This window comes from Bifidobacterium cebidarum (genome assembly GCF_009193305.1).
GTDB classification, from domain to species: Bacteria; Actinomycetota; Actinomycetes; order Actinomycetales; family Bifidobacteriaceae; genus Bifidobacterium; species Bifidobacterium cebidarum.
Map to the genome: position 1 here is coordinate 506,357 of NZ_WBVS01000001.1, position 18,460 is coordinate 524,816.

Below are 18,460 nucleotides of genomic sequence, written 5' to 3' on the forward strand. Positions count from 1 at the left end.
AGCCGGAAAAGAGGCAGGCACGACGGCGAATGCTGAAGCAAGCTGAAGCAAAGCCGCTGACACCCCATTATTTACTTTGCTTCGTGGTAGGACTTTTCGGTATTGACAGACCACACGTTCTTCTTGGAGGTCTTGCCGGTCTTGATGTTGCTGACGGCTTCCATGGCGGTGGCCATGGAGTGGTCCATGTTGTTGTAACGGTGCTGGCCGTTGCGGCCAACGCAGTAAAGGTTGCCGAAACCATCGAGGTATTCGATGAGCTCGTCCATGTGCTCGTAGGTGTCGAAGTAGGCGGGGTAGGCCTTCTTGACGCGCTCACGATGGGAGTCGAGAACCTCTTCCGGACCGTTGATCACGCGCATACGAGTGAGCTCGGAGATGGCGAACTTGGTCACGTCCTCTTCGGACATGTTCCAGAAGGAGTCGCCTTCCTCGCAGAAGTATTCGAGACCAATCCAAACGGTGTTGTCGACGTCCTTGACCAGGTACGGGCTCCAGTTGTTGAAGATCTGGAGGCGGCCGACCTTGTAGCCCGGATCCTGTACGTAAATCCAGCAGTCCGGCACAATCGGCGGATTGCCGAGGGTCGGGATGTCGGTGGTGTTCTTGAGCTTCAGGTGCTTGACCAGGAGGCCCACGGTCACGAAGTCGCGGTATGGCAGGCCATTGGCCACGGCGGTCATATCATCCGGGGCGGCCTTGGAACCGGTGGCCTCAGGATCGGCACCGGCAGCGTCGATGGCGTTGACCAGGTCCTTGACCGGCATGGAGGAGATGAACTGGTCGCCGGCAAGCTCGGTACGGTTGCCTTCGGAATCCTCATAGACCACGGAGGAGATGGCACCGTTGGTCTGGCGCACCTCGACCACCTTGGCGTCAGTCAGAACCTTGACGCCGGCGGCCTCGCAATTGGATTCCATGGTCTCCCACAGCTGGCCCGGACCATACTTCGGGTACCAGAACTCCTCGATCAGGGAGGTCTCGACTTCGGCGTTGGAGCGCTTCTTCGGCAGCAGCTTCTGGAAGGCGTTCTTCAGCACGCCCATGATGCTCAGACCCTTGACGCGCTGGGCGCCCCAATCGGCGGAGATCTGGGAGGGATGACGGCCCCACAGCTTCTCGGTGTAGCCCTCGAAGAACATCGAGTACAGCTTGCGGCCGAAACGGTTGATGTAGAAGTTCTCCAAGTTGTCTTCCGGCAGCTTGTGGAACATGGACTTCAGGTAGCTGAAGCCGGCCACCAGGGTGAGCTTGAAGCCCATGGCCTTGAAGGTGTTGGGACTCAGCGAAATCGGGTAATCGAAGAAGCGACGGTTCCAGTAGATGCGGGAGACGCGGTGACGCTTGAGCATGACCTTGTCTTCGACCTCGGGGTCCGGGCCGCCCGGCTCCATATCGTGTTCACGGCCGAGCTTCTTGTCGTCGTAGGAAGGAGCGCCCTGCAACGGCAGAACGGTCTTCCACCATTCCATGATGCGGTCGTCCTTGGAGAAGAAACGGTGGCCGCCGATGTCCATGCGGTTGCCGTTGTGCCTTACAGTGCGCGAGATACCGCCGAATTCGCGGGTTTCCTCGAGCACGGTCACGTCGTACTTATCAGAGCCGCCATCCTTGACGAGCTCCCATGCGGCAGTCAAACCAGCGGGGCCACCGCCGATAATCACCACAGATTGCTTTTCGCTCACTTGCATCTCCTTACAACAAAATCAGCGATAGCTTACCCTAAGCCTTGGAAACGCACGCTTTGATTGTGCATTTCATCACGATTTCTCTTCGGCAATCGCCCGCACTCCAGAGTGCCTAAAGCGCTTAATGAATGTCATCGGGGATGTCGATGTCGGTTTTCTGCACTTCCTCAACGTTGACATCCTTGAAGGTCACGATGCGCACGGACTTGACGAATCGGCTGGAACGGTACACATCCCATACCCATGCGTCAGTCAACTGCACATCGAAATATACGTCCTGTCCCGCAGAACGAACGTTGAAATCAACCTTGTTCGCCAAGTAGAAACGTCGTTCGGTTTCCACAACGTAGGTGAACAGCTTGATAACGTCACGATATTCCTTGTACAGGGCGAGCTCGGCATCGGTTTCGTAATTGTCGAGGTCCTCGGCGCTCATGCTTAGTTCACTTCTCGCTTTCCGTATCACGCTTGCGGCCACGGCCCAGCGTGCGCCACCAAGCTTCCTTGGAGGTCTTACGTTCGCTCTGCCCGTATGGCCAGTTGCTTTCTTCGTCCGCGCTCAGGCGGGACTTTTCGTGTTTGGTCTGATTCTCGGCCGATTGCGATGCCTCCAAATGCGCAGTACGTGCATCGACCATCGGCTTGGCATCGGAAGCCGTTTCGGCCGCGGCCGACCACTTGGATCCCTGCGCTGCATCCGTATCGCCGTCTGTGGTCTTCTGACGCAAAGCCACCGAGTGCTCGCGTGCCGCCAAAGCCTCCTGCACGCCCGGATTGTTTTCGATCAAGTGCATGCCGAACGCGTCAAGCGAACGAATCGGATCGTATTCGTCCACCAACGTATCCATCACAATCAAATCCTGATACTTGCTGTTTTCCGCGTCCCACAGGGCATCGCGGGAGGTACCGGACGGCACAAAACCGAGCGACTGGTACACGGAAATCGAGCGCGTGTTCTTCTCGGGAACCGCCACCCAGATGCGATGCATGCCAAGGCCAGCCGGTTCGGACGCGAAACCATACGTCATCACGCGTGGCATCGCGTCACGCGAATAGCCACGGCCCCGGTAGTCCCGGCCAAGCACAATCTGGATACGGGCCGAGCGCGACCATCCATCGATATCGATGAGGAAGATCATGCCGATCACGTTGCCGGTGGAAGCGGCATCGGCTTTGCCGTCATCGTCGTGGTCGGCGTCGGTAACCACTGCCCATGCGATCGTGCGACGGGATTCCGGATCGCCCACACCGGACTCGCCCGGCGCCAATCCGGCCTCCCAAGCTTGGGAGCGACGTACCCACGTGTGAATCATCGAGCGTTCGGTGGCTGCGTCCTTGCCGGTGATTTTCGATGCGCCATAGAAGGCGTCGAGCTTGTCCAGGCAAGGAAGATCCTCCACGGTAGCGGGGCGCAGATGCACCATTTCGCCTTGAATCGGCGGAATGACGATGCTCTGCGGCAAGTCACGCTTGACCTGCGCGTCCGCTGGCATGCTCAACGTCTCGTTGGTCTCGGTCATTTGATGTTCGTCCCCTATTTTGGCTCACAATGGCTCATGGCTCATGATTCGCTCACGATCAGTGCCGAACATATCTTACTCTGCTGGGTGAACGCTGGAAAGCGGCTATGGAGCGAACCATCCCGCTCACTTCGCAAGGCTTGGCGTAGGCGTAACGCGAGTGTCCTCTCTTCTTCAGGCGCCCGCGTAGCCACACACACAAGTATCAGCGGTATCAGCGCAGTTACTGCCTTTTTAATGCCTTGAATAGGCAGTAACTGCGCGTATCAACCACGCCCTCGCGCAGAAAAAGTCTCTTCACGTAACAAAACAGGCCGTAACTGCGCGAAGGAACAATAGCTTCGCGCAGTTACGGCCTATCATTCGGGCTGGCTGCCTAACGGTCGCCTCCGGCCCAGCAATTTCGGACTCGCTTCCGGCAAGACCCAATCCGACCTTCGCTCGGCTACCGCCTCGCTCAGGCTGACACTACAGACAGCCCACCGGGCTGTCTGTAGTGTCAGCCCTTGATCTTGCTCATGACCACCTTGGTGACGGCCTTGGCGTCGGCCTGGCCGCGGGTGGCCTTCATCACAGCACCGATGATCACGCCCATCGGCTTCATGTTGCCGCTCTTGAGCTTCTCGACCACGTCGGGGTTGGCCTCGAATGCCGCGTCGACGGCGGCTTCGATAGCGCCGTTGTCCTCGACGATCTTGTAGCCGTGCTTCTTGACAACCTCATCCGGGGTGCCCTCGCTCTTCAGCACACCTTCGACGGTCTGCTTGGCGAGCTTGTCGTTGAGCTTGCCGTCGGCGATGAGCTTCTCGACCTCGGCCACATCGGCCGGGGTGATCGGCAGCTCCTCAAGGGAGATGCCCTGGGCGTTGGCGGCGCGGGACAGCTCACCCAGCCACCACTTGCGGGCACCGGCGGCCTTGGCACCGGCCTTGACGGTGTCCTCGATCAGGTCGAGGGCGTCGGCGTTGAGAATGTCGCGCATCTGCAGATCGCTCAAGCCCCATTCGGCCTTGAGACGGTTGCGGCGCTCGCGCGGCATCTCCGGCATCTGGGCCTTGATCTCCTCGATGTGCTCCTTGGTGATGTGCAGCATCACCAAATCCGGATCCGGGAAGTAACGGTAATCGTCGGCATCGGACTTCACGCGGCCGCCTGCGGTGGTCTGCGTGGCCTCATCCCAGTGGCGGGTCTCCTGCAGGATCTCCTTGCCTTCGTCCAGGCGGGCGGCCTGACGACGAATCTCATACTGGATGGTCTTTTCGATGCCACGGAAGGAGTTCACGTTCTTGGTTTCGGAACGGGTGCCGTACGGGGCGTCGGCGGACGGGCGCAGGGAGACGTTCACGTCGGCGCGCATGTTGCCCTGTTCCATACGGGCGTGGCTGATGTTCAGCGCACGGACAATGTCGCGGATGGCACGCATGTAAGCGCCTGCGATTTCCGGCGCGCGGTCGCCCGCGCCTTCGATCGGCTTGGTCACGATCTCGATCAGCGGCACACCGGCACGGTTGTAGTCCACGAGGGAGTGGTCGGCGCCTTCGATACGGCCGTCGGCACCGCCAACGTGGGTGTTCTTGCCGGCGTCATCCTCGATGTGCGCACGCTCGATCGGCACGCGAAACACAGTGCCGTCTTCCAGTTCCACATCCAGGTAACCATTGCCGTTGGTCGGCTTGTCATACTGGGAGATCTGGTAGTCGCGCGGCATATCCGGGTAGAAGTAGTTCTTACGGGCGAACTGGCTCCACTCGTTGATTTCGCAGTGCAGGGCGAGACCCAGCTTGATGGCGTAATCGACGGCGGCCTTGTTGACCACCGGCAGGCTGCCGGGCAGGCCCAGGGAGACCGGGGTCAGCTGGGTGTTCGGTTCGCCGCCGAACTCGATATGGGCCGGGCAGAACAGCTTGGTGTTCGTGCTCAGCTCAACGTGGGTTTCCAGACCGAAGACCACATCGTATTTCTTGGTGGCATCGGCGTACTTCATCAGTTTTTCAGCCATGATGTTGCTATCTTTCCTTCCGATGCTGCTTACTTGGCGAGGCCGTCAAGCCACGGGGTCTTGAGGCTGTTCCAAATCGGGCCGCCCCAGCTTTCCTCAAGCGCCGCCTCGAGTGCGGCTGCCGGCTTGTACATGACTTCGTCGCGCTGCTGCGGGGCGATGAACTGGAAGCCGACAGGCAGGCCGTCGTCGGACAGGCCGGCCGGGATGGACATGGCCGGCACGCCGGCGAGGTTGGCCGGAATGGTGGCGATGTCGTTCATGTACATGGCCAGCGGGTCATCCATCTTCTCGCCGAACTTGAAGGCGGTGGACGGAGAGGTCGGGGAGACCAGCACGTCGGCCTGTTCGAAGGCCTTCTTGAAGTCCTGGATGATCAGGGTACGGACCTTCTGAGCCGAGCCGTACCAAGCATCGTAGTAGCCTGCGGACAGTGCGTAGGTGCCGAGGATGATACGACGCTTGACCTCGTCGCCGAAGCCGGCCTCACGGGTGTAGGCCATCATGTTGGCGGCGGTCTGCGGCACGCCGGCCGGCGGCATGACGCGCAAGCCGTAACGCATGCCATCGTAACGGGCCAGGTTGGAGCTCACCTCGGACGGCATGATGATGTAGTAGGCGCCCAGGGAGTAGCCGATATGAGGCACGGAGACCTCAACGACTTCGGCACCCATGTCCTTGAGCTTGTCGACGGCCTCGTTGAAGCGGGCCTCGACGCCGGGCTGGAAACCGTCGCCGCCGAGTTCCTTGATCAGGCCGACCTTGAGACCCTTCAGATCGCGCTTGGCGCCTTCGCGTGCGGCGGCGACCATCGGTCGCGGACCTTCAGGAATGGAGGTGGAATCACGGCGATCATGGCCACCGATGACTTCCTGCAGCAGGGCGGAGTCGAGCACGGTGCGGGAGACCGGGCCGATCTGGTCCAGAGAGGAGGCCATGGCGATAGCGCCGAAACGGGAGACGCCACCGTAGGTGGGCTTGACGCCGACGGTGCCGGTCAGGGCACCCGGCTGACGGATGGAGCCACCGGTATCGGTACCGAGGGCCAGCGGAGCCTCGAATGCGGCGACGGCGGAAGCGGAACCACCGCCGGAGCCACCGGGCACACGCTCGGTATCCCACGGGTTATGGGTGGTCTGGTAGGCGGAATGCTCGGTGGAGGAGCCCTGCGCGAACTCATCCAGGTTGGTCTTGCCGAGCAGCGGCATGCCGGCGGCCTTGAGCTTTTCGATGACGGTGGCATCGTACGGCGGCACCCAGCCTTCGAGAATCTTGGATGCAGCAGTGGTTTCGATGCCCTTGGTGACAATCATGTCCTTGATGGCGATCGGCACACCGGCGAGCTCGGGCAGGGCCGCCTTGTCTTCGGCGGACTTCTTGTCGAAGGCGTCGGCCTGCTCAAGAGCCACATCGCCGGAGACCTTCAGGAAGGCCTTGATGGACGGCTCGGCGGCTTCGATGACCTTCAGGTGAGCTTCGACCAGCTCGCGGGAGGTGACGTCGCCCTTCTTGATGGCTGCGGCCTGCTCGGCTGCGGACAGCTTAACGAGAGTTGCGGTTTCGTTGCTCATCGGGTTCACTCCTCGCTTCCCAGGATTCGCGGTGCCACGAACATACCCGCCTCGGTCTTCGGACCGCCGGCGAGCGCCTCTTCCTGCGTGAGCGGGGTTTCGGCGACATCCGGGCGCAGGTAGGCTTCGAGCGGAACCGGGTTGGCAGTGGGTTCGACATCGTCGGACGCGACTTCCTGGACCTTGTTGATGGAGTCTGCGATGACGTTCAGTTCGCCCTGCAGACGGGTGATTTCCTCATCGGTGAGCGCGATTCGGGCAAGATCGCCCAAATGCACGATTTCTTCGCGTGAAAATGTTGGCATGCGCCTTACTATACGAGCGGTTTGTGACACGCGGTTATCGCAACGGCTCATTCCACCCACTCTTGGCGGGGCAATTTCTCGACTGAGCCGAGTACCGACCCCACTCACCGCCGCCTAGCATGGTAACACCTCGACTCAGCCAAGTATTCATCCCACACGCCCATCCTCCAACAGGGCAAAAGTCTCACCAAACCAAATATCTATTCCACACGCCTATTCCCCAGCGAGGCAAACCATTGAGACGGCCGACGGAATACTCTGCCAAACACCGTTCAACGTGACAAAACCATGAGGCGCTCAATAATTCACCTCACTAATATCCTCTCAGCGAGGCAAATCCTCGAATCACACAAAAGAAGGTCCCGATGAGCCGCTGTTATCGAGACAAATCCGCGGAATTACCGATAAAGCGCACCATCCAGGCGAAATCTCGGCCTACTCAACAAAACGCCCCACTTACAACGACTCAGCGAAGAACTATCTCGACCAAGTCATAGGAACACCTCGCTCAGAGCACCCCGTTCGGTCACCGGCAGTCAATCGAACGTATGAACGACAAGTATCACACGTCTTTCGTCAGTTATCCACATTTTCGGATATAGGCGGCATAATTCCCCTCATCTGCATAACCGGCCGCAATCGTTCGGAATTCAACATAATCAGCCATAAATCCTATGGGCCACCGCGGCTGGAACCACATTGTGCCGAACAGCTGGACCTCAAAACCGCCACTGGCTTACCGTCGAATCATGAAACATCACAAAGAAGTGGATGCCATGATCGCGCAAGCCGAAATGGAGCGGCGGTGCGTATTTGGATTGACCAAAGCGCACCGCTCAGCACTCGCACGACGAGCGCAAGCGCTTGAACTCAAACGCGTATTCCCCAATATGTATGTCACGCCAGAATATTGGAAATCGCTGCCGCCCGACGAACGCACGAGGCATTTGGCCCGAACCCTCCATCTCAAACATCCGCATTGGATATTCGCTGGCGTCACCGCAGCCGCCATTCATGAGCTTGAACATCAGTGGCATCTTCATGACGGCTCCATCGCCATCGCTACAACAACGCAAAGTTCCAATGCCAGCAGTTCACAGGTGAAACGTATATTCGCGCCGGATTGCGCACCGGAATATGTCAAAGGTCTTCCTGTCACCGGCAAAGCCAGAACAGTAGTGGATTGCGGATTATCTACTGAGTTTCGTTTTGCGCTGCCGATTATCAATTCGGCATTACGCGTTGGGGTCACCGTCTCAGAGATCCTCAACATCTGCGCCTCTATGCACCGCGATTGCACACCGATATTCCGTTTGTTGCATTATGCCAACCCAGCGTGCGAAAACGGTGGCGAATCATTGGGACTCGGAACCATCATCGAAGGTGGATTAATGGTCCCTGAACTGCAACAGGAAATCATCGATCCGCAGACCGGAGCCGTATACCGGGTGGATTATCTTTGGCGGCTACCTGCAGGCCGCATTGTCGTAGGCGAATTCGATGGTTACGGAAAATATGTAAATCCGGATATGAATAATCGGAGAGGCATTCGCGGTGCGGTTCACTCGGAGAAAGAGCGGGAAACCGGACTATATCGAGCCAAAATCGACACGATAGTTCGTTTTACTTATGAAGATGCGTTGGCTCGACATCCCGTAATCAATAAACTCAGAGCAGCGGGCATACCAAATGCCAAATCAATGATGGTGCCGACAGCAGATGCAAGCTAATACAGGTACTACGCCACCGCGCATGTAACATGCGCACCTATTATTTGATATCAGCTTTTGCTGTAACGGCAAGACCGCCGATCCAAGCCGCGGCGACCCAGGCAAGCAGCATCAGCCCGGACTGCCACCATTCGGGAATCCAGTAATGCTGCTGCGTGGTGACCGAGGAGACGGCATCGCTGCTGATGCTGGCGCCAAGGAAGTTGTTCATCGCCATATCAGGCGTGAGATAGGCCAATGTGCCCAGCCAGGAGACCTGACTAACCGCCATGGAAACGATGGCCAATATGGATGAGAGCACCATAAGCAGCACGACCACCGCACTGACCCCGCCCACCGTGGAACGGGTCAGACCGCCCAGTCCTACCGCCATCAACGCGATAAGCATGATAATCACCGGGAATCCGATCACAGTGATGGGAATGATGCGCCATTGGTCATCGCTGAGCGCAGTGACATCATGCCCTTGGACGAACAGCCAGAGTACGCCGGAAGCCAGCAGAATGCCTACGACGCCTGAGGCGAGCGCATAGAGCGCCACGGCGACTGACTTGCTGATGTAGAACATGGCTCGTCTGGGATTGGCGGTCAGGCTGGATTGGATGGCGGACGTGGTGTATTCGCTGGTGATGGCCATAACACCGAAGATACCGATTACGAGTGCGGCGGTACTGCCGGATGAAGCCAGTACCGCCCAAAGGTCAACGGCGGCCAGCGGTTTGGGCTGGGCGAGCGTTTTGCCGGTGGTGATGTCGATGGCGGCCATGAACGTGGTGGTCCAGGCGCTCAGCGCGGCCATGCCCACCATAAGCGCGGCGGCCAGGCCCAGGAGAATCCAAGTGGATCTCAATGATTTGAGCTTGAGCAGCTCGGCCTTGAGCGAGCCGGGGAAGGACAATCGGATACGGCGACTCCATCGGCTGGCGCGACGACTGGCAGGGTGCCGCTTAGTGGCTTGTGCAGTCTGGCCATTCATGGCATTCGCATTTGCGGCATTTGCGCTCATCTCGTCGCCTCCGTAACCGCCTTGGCCTGGTATTCGACTTGGCTATGGGTCAATGCCATGTATGCCTCTTCCAACGATCCGTGTTCCTCGATGAGCTCATAGGTGATGAGTCCGGCTTGGGCGAATACATGTGCTGCGGCCATCAAGTTGGCTCCGGTGATGCGGAATACCTCGCCGACGGGCGGGTCCGCCGGCGTGCGTTGATTCGATACGACCCGCACCTCTTGCGCGGAGGCGAAAATCGCCTTGAGCTTGTCTGGTTCGGGCGTGACCACGCGGATGGAGCGCGTGGAGTGTTCGGCCACGAACCTGCCGACCGTGGTGGTTTCCAGAATGTGGCCTTGGCCTATGATTACGAGATCGTCGGCAGTGAGCGCCACCTCGCTCATGAGATGCGAGCTCAGCAAAACAGCGCGTCCTTGCGAGGCGTAGTAGCGGCATAATTCGCGCACCCATTTGACGCCTTCCGGATCGAGCCCGTTGATGGGCTCGTCCAACACCAGATTATGGGGGTCTCCCAGCAGGGCCGCGGCGATAGACAGGCGCTGGCTCATACCGAGTGAGAAGCGCCCTGTTTTGCCTTTGGCCGCACTGGTCAAGCCGGTCATGTCAATGACCTCGTCCACCCGGCGTTTGGGAATGTTATTGGCATAGGCCAGAGCCAGCAGATGGTCGCGAGCCGACCGCGATCGATGTGCGGATTTCGCATCGAGTACCGCGCCTACTGCGCGCATGGGAGCACGGAGGGCGGTGAAGGGCTTGCCATCGATCAGCGCTTGGCCGCTGTCCGGGGCGATGAGACCGAGCATCGCACGCATGGTGGTGGATTTACCTGCCCCGTTGGGTCCCAGAAAACCTGTGACCTTGCCGTCCTCGGCCGTAAAAGTCACATTGTTCAGCGCTTGTTTGGACTTGAATCGTTTGCTGAGCCCCTCAACCTCAATCATGATTCAACTCTACGCGACGTTTCAACGCACCGCCAGCTGTAAGGCTGATGATGCCGGATGTTACCGGGGAATGTTACTTCCCCGTTCATCTCTGGTTATCCTGCAAGCTTGGGTTTTAGACGATGGTGGCATGTTGGGCAATCCAGGCGTGCATGGCTACGGCCGCCGCAGCACCGGCGTTGATGGAGCGTACGGAGCCGAACTGGGAGATATAGACCACGTCATCGGCAAGGTCGAGGGCTTTCCGGCTAAGTCCCGGTCCTTCTGCACCGAACAGCAGCAGGCAGCGCTTGGGGAACCGGTAGGTTTCCATCGGCACTGCCCCTGGGATGATGTCCAGCGCGATGATGCGTGCGGACTGCAGTTCTTTGATACGATTATCCGCATCGGCGAGCTCCGCCATTGCGCTTTGTACGGGGGAAATGCCATCGGTACCGCTCGTGCCGAACGGGTTGGGAATCAACGGCTGCCCGCCAGTCGCTGAAGCATTCGCACCATATTCGTGTATATGTATTGCGGCTGCGGCGGCGCGGGCACGCTCGGCAGCGATTTCTCCGGCAATGCGGTTGCGCCAGCATTCCACCAGCTCGGCAATGGATGGATGATGCTCCACATGCTGGTAGAGCTCGGTCATCAAGGCACCTTTACGGTTCCACTTATGTGGCCCGACGATGTGCACACGCTTGGCTTGGAATGCGTTTGCCGTGCGCACCATGGAACCGATGTTGAAATCATGCGTCCAGTTTTCCACTGCGACTTCGAAATCATGGCGCCCGCGCGCATCCAAATCGTCTTTGATGGCCTGCACCGACCAGTAGCGGTAGCGATCAAGCACATTGCGACGATCACCATCATTCAGCAATTCGGTGTCGAAACGCGCATCGTAGTCCGCAGCGGCGGGATTATCCGGTCGCGGTTCTCCGGGATGGGTTTCTTCCCACGGCCCCACACCGATTTCACGGAATTCTGGCTCACCTGAAGCTTTGGCGGCTAAAGAAACCTGGTTAGGTGCGTGCACAATTGCTCCTCTGCAAACATCATCGTCGCGCGGACAGACTCCATTGGGTCTCGCAAACGACCTGCGTAATATGGCCTACATCAACTGTCCCCGCCCAGAACGAGGACAGCGAATACAACGTTAGCGGAGCTCGGATTCGTCGAAGACCTGGACGAATGGCAGAACCTGGCTATCTCCCGTTGCCGGGTTGACCACGTTGATATCCTTCGCCCCGCCGCCCACGAGGGATGCGATGGCCACCACCTGGGCGCCTAACTGCTCCACGATGCCGAAGTCAAGGCTGAGCTCATTACCGTTGCGCAAGGTGACCAGCGAACTGGTCTGCACATACGATTTTTCGGACAGCCACGCATCCAACAGCACCACTCGGCGGCCTTCGATGGATGGTCCTTTGATGGAGGGATACACGAAGTCCATCACGAAGCCGTCCAGATCCTCGCCGCGCGAGGCGGCCGCCTGAATCATTGCGGAGACCATCGGCACGGCGGCAGCGGTCAACGCCCCTACGGCGTCAAAATCATCGACCGAATAACCGGCATCCTCCAGCGCATCGATCAGCACATGGCCCATAATCGGGGCGGCATGATGATCAAACGTCACCGAGGCGAGTTCGGAGAACGGGCGTCCCACCACATGCTCTTTGAGCAAAGAGGCCAGTTGCTCACGAGGTTCCATCATCGCAAAGTCGGCCGTATTCTTCGCGCCGGCAAGGTCCGGCGTACCTGTTGGGCGGAATCCAGATTCAGTCATGGTGCAAGCCTATCGCCTGAGGGGGTCAGATTGTCGAAGTCCAGAAGCGGTCTCCCGCTCCCGTGCATTTCTTGCAGCTGGTTTCATGCCGGTTCATCGGTCTCGGCATCTGATGGAACGACTTCAGGCGCGGAGAGTTCGTTGACGTTGCCTTTATCGGATTCGATAAGCGGCACTTCCTCGATCACCTTGGTCGGTTCAATCTTCTGCAGCTTTCGTGCCGTAGGCAGCACGCGGCGCTCCAAGCTTGCCGCAAACTTGTTGTAGGCACCAACCGTCTTGGAAATTTGGGCTCCTAGTTTGGTGGCGTAATCGCCCAATACCGCAAAACGGTCATACAGCTCGCGAGACAAGTCAAAGAGCTGCTTCGCATCATCCGTCAACGATTGTTGCTGCCACGCGTATGCCACTGACTTCAATACCGCCCATAGTGTGACCGGAGAGGTGAGCGCCACCTTGCGGGAGAACGCATCGTCCATCAATGTGGGATCAGCCTCCAGAGCGGCCTGCAGCAACGCCTCATTCGGAATGAACGCCACGACGAAATCAGGAGCGGTTGCGAACGCGTTCCAGTATGCCTTCTCTCCAAGAGCACGCACATGCTCGCGCAATGCCTTGGCATGCGAACGCAGTAGGTCATCGCGACGCGCCAGTTCTTCGGGACTTGCCGTTTCAGGAATCTCGCACGCCCGCTGATAATCGGCATACGGCACCTTGGCGTCGATTGGAATGGTTTTGCCCCCCGGCAAATGGACGATCATATCCGGGCGCAGCACCCGGCCGTCCGCACCATTGACCACCACCTGTGTATCGAAGTCCACATGTTCCAGCAGTCCCGCCGATTCGACGATGTTCTTCAGCTGCGCCTCACCCCACGCGCCACGCACCTTGTTATTGCGCAGTGCAGCGGATAGCGAGCTGGTTTCCTTGTCCAGCCGGGTCTGCTGGTCATTCAGTCCTTTGAGCTGAGCGCCCAAGGCACCCATCTCCTGCTTGCGGCCTTCTTCGATCTGTGTGACCTTGTTCTGCAATGCGTCGAGATTCTTGGCCACCGGAGCCAAGGCCTCCAATACCTTGCTCTGCTCCTTCAGACGCGCTTCCCGCTCTTGACGCTTGGCCTCGGCGGCTTTGGCCTCGGCTTGGCGGCGTTCTTCGGCTTCGGTCGCCGCACGTTCGCGCTCGCGTTGGATGCGAATCTGCTCGGCCTGTTGCGCCTGAGCCAATTGTGATTTGACGAACGCCAGTTGTTGATTGAGACCTTCCACCTGCGCTTGGGCGGCTGCGTGAGACGCGCTGAGCTCGGCAATGTCACCTCGAGCATTCTGCAGCAGCGCCCTGGCTTCTTCCAATTCCTGCGATCGAGCACCACGAGCCATTTCCTGCCCCTGATGACGCCCCAGCAGTAGACCCGCAAGAAGCCCGAGCCCTGCGCCAACCACTAATACGGCAATCACGAGGATTGCACTTCCCGTTTGTTCAAGCATGGTCCCAGTATCGCATCACTTTTTCGAGAGGGAATAATTTTTCCCTTCCCATTTTTATGGTGCATGATGGAAGAGCCTTCACCGATGGTCTTACGACTTGACCAACCTCGCGATGGCCGCCGAAGCCTCTTTGAGCTTCTCGTCAGCCACCGCTCCGCCCTCAACCGACGCCTGACGAATGCAGTGACCAAGATGATCATCCAGCAACAACAACGCAACGGACTTCAGCGCCGAATTCGCCGCAGAGATCTGCGTGAGGATATCGATGCAGTATTTGTCCTCCTCCACCATCTGCTCGATGGCGCGAACCTGCCCTTCGACGCGGCGAAGGCGGGCCGCGATCTTTGCTTTATCACCGCTGTAACCATGCATGGCTGCGAACCCCTTACTTTTCCAAGAGCTGAACACTATCGATTATATACCCTATAGGGGTATTGGGTATACACTGTAGGATGAGTAGACTAGCAAGAGGAAGGAGTGAGCATGGGGTTCAACATATTCTTATTCGTCGCGGCCTTGCTACTCGCAGCCGCTGCCACATGGGGTATTTTGCGGTTCTTCTTCGCATCGCAGCAAGGAACCGACGGCACCATCAGCAATGGCCAACAGCAGGCGACCATCACCGTCAGAGGAGGCTACTCCCCCGCCGTGGTGAACATGAAGGCCGGCGTGCCCATCACCTTGACATTTGACCGTCAGGAGACCGGCGAATGTACCTCCCATGTGGTCTTCGGCGACCTGGGCCTTGACGCCATGCTTCCCGGCAACACCAGCACGGAGGTGAAATTGCCTGCGCTACCGGCAGGCGAATACCCATTCGCCTGCGGCATGAACATGGTGCACGGCTTACTGCGTGTGGAAGGCGATTCCGACACGTCCATCACCCGTACCGACATTCTGGCGCGGACACCGAGCGAACCAACAGATGCGGCGCACGCCGAGCAACGCGAGGCCCAGGAACGCCGCAGGGAAATCAAGACACTTACCAAGCTGGTGGTTATCGGCGCAGTGCTTACCATCCCGGTGTTCGCCGCGACGATGCTGCATATGGCGGACCCATCGCTCGTGCCGCACTGGATGGTCAACCCCTGGCTTCAGGCCATACTGATCACGCCGGTGATGTTCTATTGCGGGCATCCCATTCACAACGTAGGTTTTCCCGCGTTGGCGCACCGCTCACCGGATATGAACTCGTTGGTCTCATTAGGCACTGGTGCCGCATATCTGTATAGTTTGGTCACCTGCATCGCCCCATGGGTATTTCCAGAGGGTTCCCGCGAGCCATACTTCGAATCAGTGGGCGTGGTCATCACGCTGGTGCTGGTCGGACGCCTACTGGAGAACAAAGCCCGCGAAGGCACCGGCAAAGCCGTTCAGTCGTTAATTAAGCTGCGTCCGCGCACCGCGCACAAGCTTCGTGAGACGATTGCGGATACGAACAACGTGACGACGTTCACCACGGATGATGAACCCACCAACGCGCAATGGCTCAATCCGGAGAACAGTGTGGATATTGACGCTGATGCAATCGCGACCGGCGACCTGCTCGTTGTGCGCAATGGCGAGCGCGTGCCCACCGATGGCGTTGTTGTAGCCGGCGAAGTCACGGTGGACGAATCGATGATCACCGGCGAATCCAAGCCAGTAACCAAAGCCAAGGATATGCTGCTCACCGGCGCAACCGTCGTGTTGAAGGGCGATTGTGTCATGCGCGCAACTCAGGTTGGCGCGAATACGGTGCTCTCACAAATCACGACGATGGTTGCACGGGCGCAGGCCACCAAAGCACCGGTGCAGCAACTGGCCGATCGCATTGCCCGGTATTTCGTACCAGCGGTGATGATCATCGCCGTATGGACGTTCGCGATCTGGGTATCGATTGGGCCAAGCCCACAATTGGCCCATGCGCTGGTGACCGCGGTCAGTGTGCTAATCATTGCCTGCCCATGCGCTTTGGGGCTTGCCACACCGCTTTCCGTAACAGTGGCGCTTGGCCTCGGTGCCACGAATGGCGTTCTGGTCACATCCGCAAAGGCTTTGGAGCAGGCGAGGCATATCGGCACTGTGGTATTCGATAAGACCGGTACTATCACCCGTGGCGTGGTGGACGACAACGCCGACTGGAATAAGCCCAGCTATGAGCGGGACACCGTCAAAGACGGTTCTCTCGAGGCGATTGCGGCATTGCGCGCACGCGGCATTCGCACGGTGATGCTGTCCGGAGACAAAGCGGAAGTCGCCGGCCGAATCGCGCGGGAGGTCGGCATCGATACCGTAATCTGCGAAGTCAAGCCGGATGGTAAGGCCCATTGGATACAACAACTGCAACGCGAACGTGACGCTCAATATGCCGGAAAGCAGCTCGAGCGCGGCAATTCGTCGGGCAAAGCCGATCAGCACAACGGATTCACGCCGTCATCAAAGCCGGAAGCCAATCTTATCGCCATGGTGGGCGACGGTATCAATGATGCGCCTGCACTAGCTCAAGCCGATCTTGGCATCGCCATCGGCACCGGCACGGATGTGGCCATGCAATCCGCTGATGTGACGTTGATGAGCGGCGATTTGCGCGGCGTACTCAAGACCATCAATCTTTCTGAAGCCACCATGCGCAATATCCGAGAAAATCTCGGTTGGGCATTTGGATACAACGTCATCGGCATCCCGATTGCAGCAGGCGTGCTGTTCCCGTTCACCGGCTGGTTGTTGAGCCCGATGATCGCGGGACTTGCCATGGCATTGAGCTCCGTATGCCTTGTGCTGAACGCCAATCGTCTGCATATGGCGAATATCGGCGGCGGCATCAATACCAGCGCCGCGAACCCACCATCCGCTCCCAACGCGAACAACTCGGTATCAGAGGGCCATGAACCCACTATCATCGTCGATGATCGCACCGAGCTCACACACCTGTCCGGTCAATCACACAACACCAAGGAGAATCCTATGGATATGAACATGCACATGCATCACAACGCCCCGATGGATGGCGAGACCGCAACCGATCCGGTATGCGGCATGACCGTCAGCGTGAATGCCGACGCCATCACGCGTGAGTTCGAGGGCAAGACCTATTACTTCTGCGGCGAGCATTGCGCCAACAACTTCGCCAAGGCGCCGCAGATCTTCCTGGAGAAGTAATCCAGTCTCGTCCTACAAAAATGGCCTCCATCATTGCGATGGAGGCCATTGCATATGTGCCGGAATCCAGGCAATCAGGCGGCGAAGAAGACCACGAACATCCAAGCACCGATGATGGCGCCGACAATCGGGGCCACGACCGGAATCCAAGCCTCGTTCCAGCGGGAAGTGCCCTTGGACGGAATAGGCAGGATGGCGTGCAGAATACGCGGCATGAGATCACGAGCCGGGTTCAGGCCAGGACCGGTCGGACCGCCCATGGAGGTGACCAAGCCCCACACGATGAAGCCGACGACGATAGCGGCAGCGGCCGGATCCTTTTCGCCCCATGGATCCATCAGGCAGCACAGTGCGCCGAACACGAGCACGAGGGTGCCGAACATCTCGTTGATGAAGTAGTTGAGCTTCTTGTTGTCCGCATCGGTGGTGCAGAAGGTGGCGAGGATGGCGTCGGCGTCCTCGGTCTCCTTGTAATGCGGGTAGTAGGTCAGGTAGACGATGAACTGGCCCAGAGCGGCACCGAGCAGCTGCGCGATGATGTACGGCAGCACTTCGTTCCACGGGAACATGCCGGTAACGGCCTGAGCGATAGTCATTGCCGGGTTGATGTGGGCACCGGAGACGGCGCCGAACATCAGCACCGGGAACATCACACCGAAGCCGTAGCCCATGGCGATGTTCAGCCAGCCGGCATGATGGCCCTTGGTGTTCTTGAGTTCGACGTTGGCCACAGAACCGTTGCCGAAAATCATCAGAATGGCGGTGCCGAAGAATTCGGCAGCCAGCTTGGTAAAGAGGGAGTATTCCACTGCTTCTTCTTTTCTCGTTCTAGTGAATGATGTGACCTGCAGCGGCCGAATGGCCAAGTCACGCAAACGGGATAAGTGTACGCCGAGGGCTGAACGTGGAAACACTCGCAAAACGTATGCCAACTCCCTCTCAGCATGCGTTTGCGAGATCAGCGGCTGCTTGGAAATCCGTGGTTGCGAATGGCGTTGCGTAGGGGCAGGACGCTGGTTGGCGAGACGGACAGTTCATCGAGTCCAATTTCGAGGAACTTGTCGGTCAGGCTCAGGTCCGTGCCGAGTTCGCCGCAGATGCCGCACCAGATGCCATGACGATGCGCGGCCTCGGCGGCCATTGTGATCATGCGCAGCACGGCGGGCGAGTGCGGGTCGGCGAAGCGGCCGAGGTTCGGGTTCTGACGGTCGCAGGCCAGCGTGTACTGGGTCAGGTCGTTGGTGCCGATGGAGAAGAAGTCGACTTCGGCGGCCAGTTCGTCGGCCATGATCACCGAGGCG

At 58.7% G+C, this 18,460-nt stretch carries 15 protein-coding genes and 2 pseudogenes; 2 read left to right on the plus strand and 15 right to left on the minus strand.

What is annotated here, in order from left to right; all coding sequences use genetic code 11:
- Positions 1–71 precede the first annotated feature (71 nt).
- The 6 genes from F7D08_RS02230 to gatC form a co-directional block, all read right to left on the minus strand.
- Positions 72–1,685, minus strand: coding sequence for an NAD(P)/FAD-dependent oxidoreductase (locus F7D08_RS02230; protein ID WP_152209063.1), 1,614 nt, complete (start codon positions 1,683–1,685; stop codon positions 72–74).
- A gap of 124 nt (positions 1,686–1,809) precedes the next feature.
- Entirely contained in the window at positions 1,810–2,124 is a 315-nt protein-coding gene (locus tag F7D08_RS02235) for a DUF2469 domain-containing protein (RefSeq protein WP_033890645.1), read from the minus strand.
- A 7-nt stretch (positions 2,125–2,131) separates the two neighbouring features.
- Positions 2,132–3,208 carry a GNAT family N-acetyltransferase gene (locus F7D08_RS02240; RefSeq protein ID WP_193316146.1) on the minus strand — a complete coding sequence of 359 codons (1,077 nt, stop codon included), beginning with the start codon at positions 3,206–3,208 and terminating at the stop codon, positions 2,132–2,134.
- Positions 3,209–3,707: 499 nt separating this feature from the next.
- Positions 3,708–5,207 (minus strand): Asp-tRNA(Asn)/Glu-tRNA(Gln) amidotransferase subunit GatB, encoded by a 1,500-nt coding sequence (gene gatB / locus F7D08_RS02245; RefSeq protein WP_152209064.1) that lies wholly within the window; start codon positions 5,205–5,207, stop codon positions 3,708–3,710.
- Between the two features lie 29 nt (positions 5,208–5,236).
- Positions 5,237–6,778 carry an Asp-tRNA(Asn)/Glu-tRNA(Gln) amidotransferase subunit GatA gene (gene gatA, locus F7D08_RS02250; RefSeq protein ID WP_152209065.1) on the minus strand — a complete coding sequence of 514 codons (1,542 nt, stop codon included), beginning with the start codon at positions 6,776–6,778 and terminating at the stop codon, positions 5,237–5,239.
- Between the two features lie 5 nt (positions 6,779–6,783).
- Positions 6,784–7,083 carry an Asp-tRNA(Asn)/Glu-tRNA(Gln) amidotransferase subunit GatC gene (gene gatC, locus F7D08_RS02255; protein WP_044089358.1) on the minus strand — a complete coding sequence of 100 codons (300 nt, stop codon included), beginning with the start codon at positions 7,081–7,083 and terminating at the stop codon, positions 6,784–6,786.
- Positions 7,084–7,832: 749 nt separating this feature from the next.
- On the opposite strand from gatC, the gene F7D08_RS02260 reads away from it, so the two are divergent.
- Positions 7,833–8,813, plus strand: a complete 981-nt coding sequence (locus tag F7D08_RS02260) for a hypothetical protein (protein ID WP_152209066.1) — start codon at positions 7,833–7,835, stop codon at positions 8,811–8,813.
- 40 nt (positions 8,814–8,853) lie between these two features.
- On the opposite strand, the gene F7D08_RS02265 is transcribed toward F7D08_RS02260, so the two are convergent.
- The 7 genes and pseudogenes from F7D08_RS02265 to F7D08_RS02290 form a co-directional block, all read right to left on the minus strand.
- Positions 8,854–9,819: a permease of ABC transporter system gene (locus F7D08_RS02265; RefSeq protein ID WP_152209067.1), complete on the minus strand. Its 966-nt coding sequence runs from the start codon at positions 9,817–9,819 to the stop codon at positions 8,854–8,856.
- Complete coding sequence (locus F7D08_RS02270) at positions 9,816–10,766, minus strand: ATP-binding cassette domain-containing protein (RefSeq protein WP_152209068.1); 951 nt, start codon at positions 10,764–10,766, stop codon at positions 9,816–9,818. Before F7D08_RS02270 ends, F7D08_RS02265 begins: the two co-directional genes overlap by 4 nt.
- A gap of 115 nt (positions 10,767–10,881) precedes the next feature.
- Positions 10,882–11,181: pseudogene (locus F7D08_RS09925) on the minus strand (TrmH family RNA methyltransferase); the annotation flags it as partial.
- Between the two features lie 92 nt (positions 11,182–11,273).
- Positions 11,274–11,784: pseudogene (locus F7D08_RS09930) on the minus strand (TrmH family RNA methyltransferase); the annotation flags it as partial.
- Positions 11,785–11,904: 120 nt separating this feature from the next.
- A complete protein-coding gene (locus tag F7D08_RS02280) occupies positions 11,905–12,534 on the minus strand; it encodes a type I phosphoribosyltransferase (RefSeq protein WP_193316147.1) in 630 nt (209 codons plus the stop codon).
- Positions 12,535–12,617: 83 nt separating this feature from the next.
- Positions 12,618–14,018 carry a DNA recombination protein RmuC gene (gene rmuC, locus F7D08_RS02285; protein WP_152209070.1) on the minus strand — a complete coding sequence of 467 codons (1,401 nt, stop codon included), beginning with the start codon at positions 14,016–14,018 and terminating at the stop codon, positions 12,618–12,620.
- 90 nt (positions 14,019–14,108) lie between these two features.
- Positions 14,109–14,390: a metal-sensitive transcriptional regulator gene (locus tag F7D08_RS02290; protein ID WP_152209071.1), complete on the minus strand. Its 282-nt coding sequence runs from the start codon at positions 14,388–14,390 to the stop codon at positions 14,109–14,111.
- A 111-nt stretch (positions 14,391–14,501) separates the two neighbouring features.
- Here F7D08_RS02290 and F7D08_RS02295 point away from each other — a divergent pair, with 111 nt between their 5' ends.
- Positions 14,502–17,159: an HAD-IC family P-type ATPase gene (locus F7D08_RS02295; protein ID WP_152209072.1), complete on the plus strand. Its 2,658-nt coding sequence runs from the start codon at positions 14,502–14,504 to the stop codon at positions 17,157–17,159.
- Between the two features lie 74 nt (positions 17,160–17,233).
- Here the strand turns inward: F7D08_RS02295 and F7D08_RS02300 are convergent, their stop codons facing one another.
- Together F7D08_RS02300 and F7D08_RS02305 are read right to left on the minus strand one after the other, a co-directional pair.
- Positions 17,234–17,968, minus strand: a complete 735-nt coding sequence (locus F7D08_RS02300) for an MIP/aquaporin family protein (protein WP_100493344.1) — start codon at positions 17,966–17,968, stop codon at positions 17,234–17,236.
- Positions 17,969–18,117: 149 nt separating this feature from the next.
- Positions 18,118–18,460 (minus strand): putative PEP-binding protein (locus F7D08_RS02305; protein ID WP_319624256.1); only part of this gene is annotated, 343 nt, incomplete at its 5' end.

Excerpts from the sequence above, each read along its gene's own strand:
- gatB (WP_152209064.1), bottom strand. The coding sequence starts at position 5,207 with ATGGCTGAAAAACTGATGAAGTACGCCGATGCCACCAAGAAATACGAT.
- F7D08_RS02280 (WP_193316147.1), bottom strand. The coding sequence starts at position 12,534 with ATGACTGAATCTGGATTCCGCCCAACAGGTACGCCGGACCTTGCCGGC.
- F7D08_RS02240 (WP_193316146.1), bottom strand. The coding sequence starts at position 3,208 with ATGACCGAGACCAACGAGACGTTGAGCATGCCAGCGGACGCGCAGGTC.
- rmuC (WP_152209070.1), bottom strand. The coding sequence starts at position 14,018 with ATGCTTGAACAAACGGGAAGTGCAATCCTCGTGATTGCCGTATTAGTG.
- F7D08_RS02265 (WP_152209067.1), bottom strand. The coding sequence starts at position 9,819 with ATGAGCGCAAATGCCGCAAATGCGAATGCCATGAATGGCCAGACTGCA.
- gatC (WP_044089358.1), bottom strand. The coding sequence starts at position 7,083 with ATGCCAACATTTTCACGCGAAGAAATCGTGCATTTGGGCGATCTTGCC.
- F7D08_RS02235 (WP_033890645.1), bottom strand. The coding sequence starts at position 2,124 with ATGAGCGCCGAGGACCTCGACAATTACGAAACCGATGCCGAGCTCGCC.
- gatA (WP_152209065.1), bottom strand. The coding sequence starts at position 6,778 with ATGAGCAACGAAACCGCAACTCTCGTTAAGCTGTCCGCAGCCGAGCAG.
- F7D08_RS02295 (WP_152209072.1), top strand. The coding sequence starts at position 14,502 with ATGGGGTTCAACATATTCTTATTCGTCGCGGCCTTGCTACTCGCAGCC.
- F7D08_RS02270 (WP_152209068.1), bottom strand. The coding sequence starts at position 10,766 with ATGATTGAGGTTGAGGGGCTCAGCAAACGATTCAAGTCCAAACAAGCG.
- F7D08_RS02260 (WP_152209066.1), top strand. The coding sequence starts at position 7,833 with ATGAAACATCACAAAGAAGTGGATGCCATGATCGCGCAAGCCGAAATG.
- F7D08_RS02290 (WP_152209071.1), bottom strand. The coding sequence starts at position 14,390 with ATGCATGGTTACAGCGGTGATAAAGCAAAGATCGCGGCCCGCCTTCGC.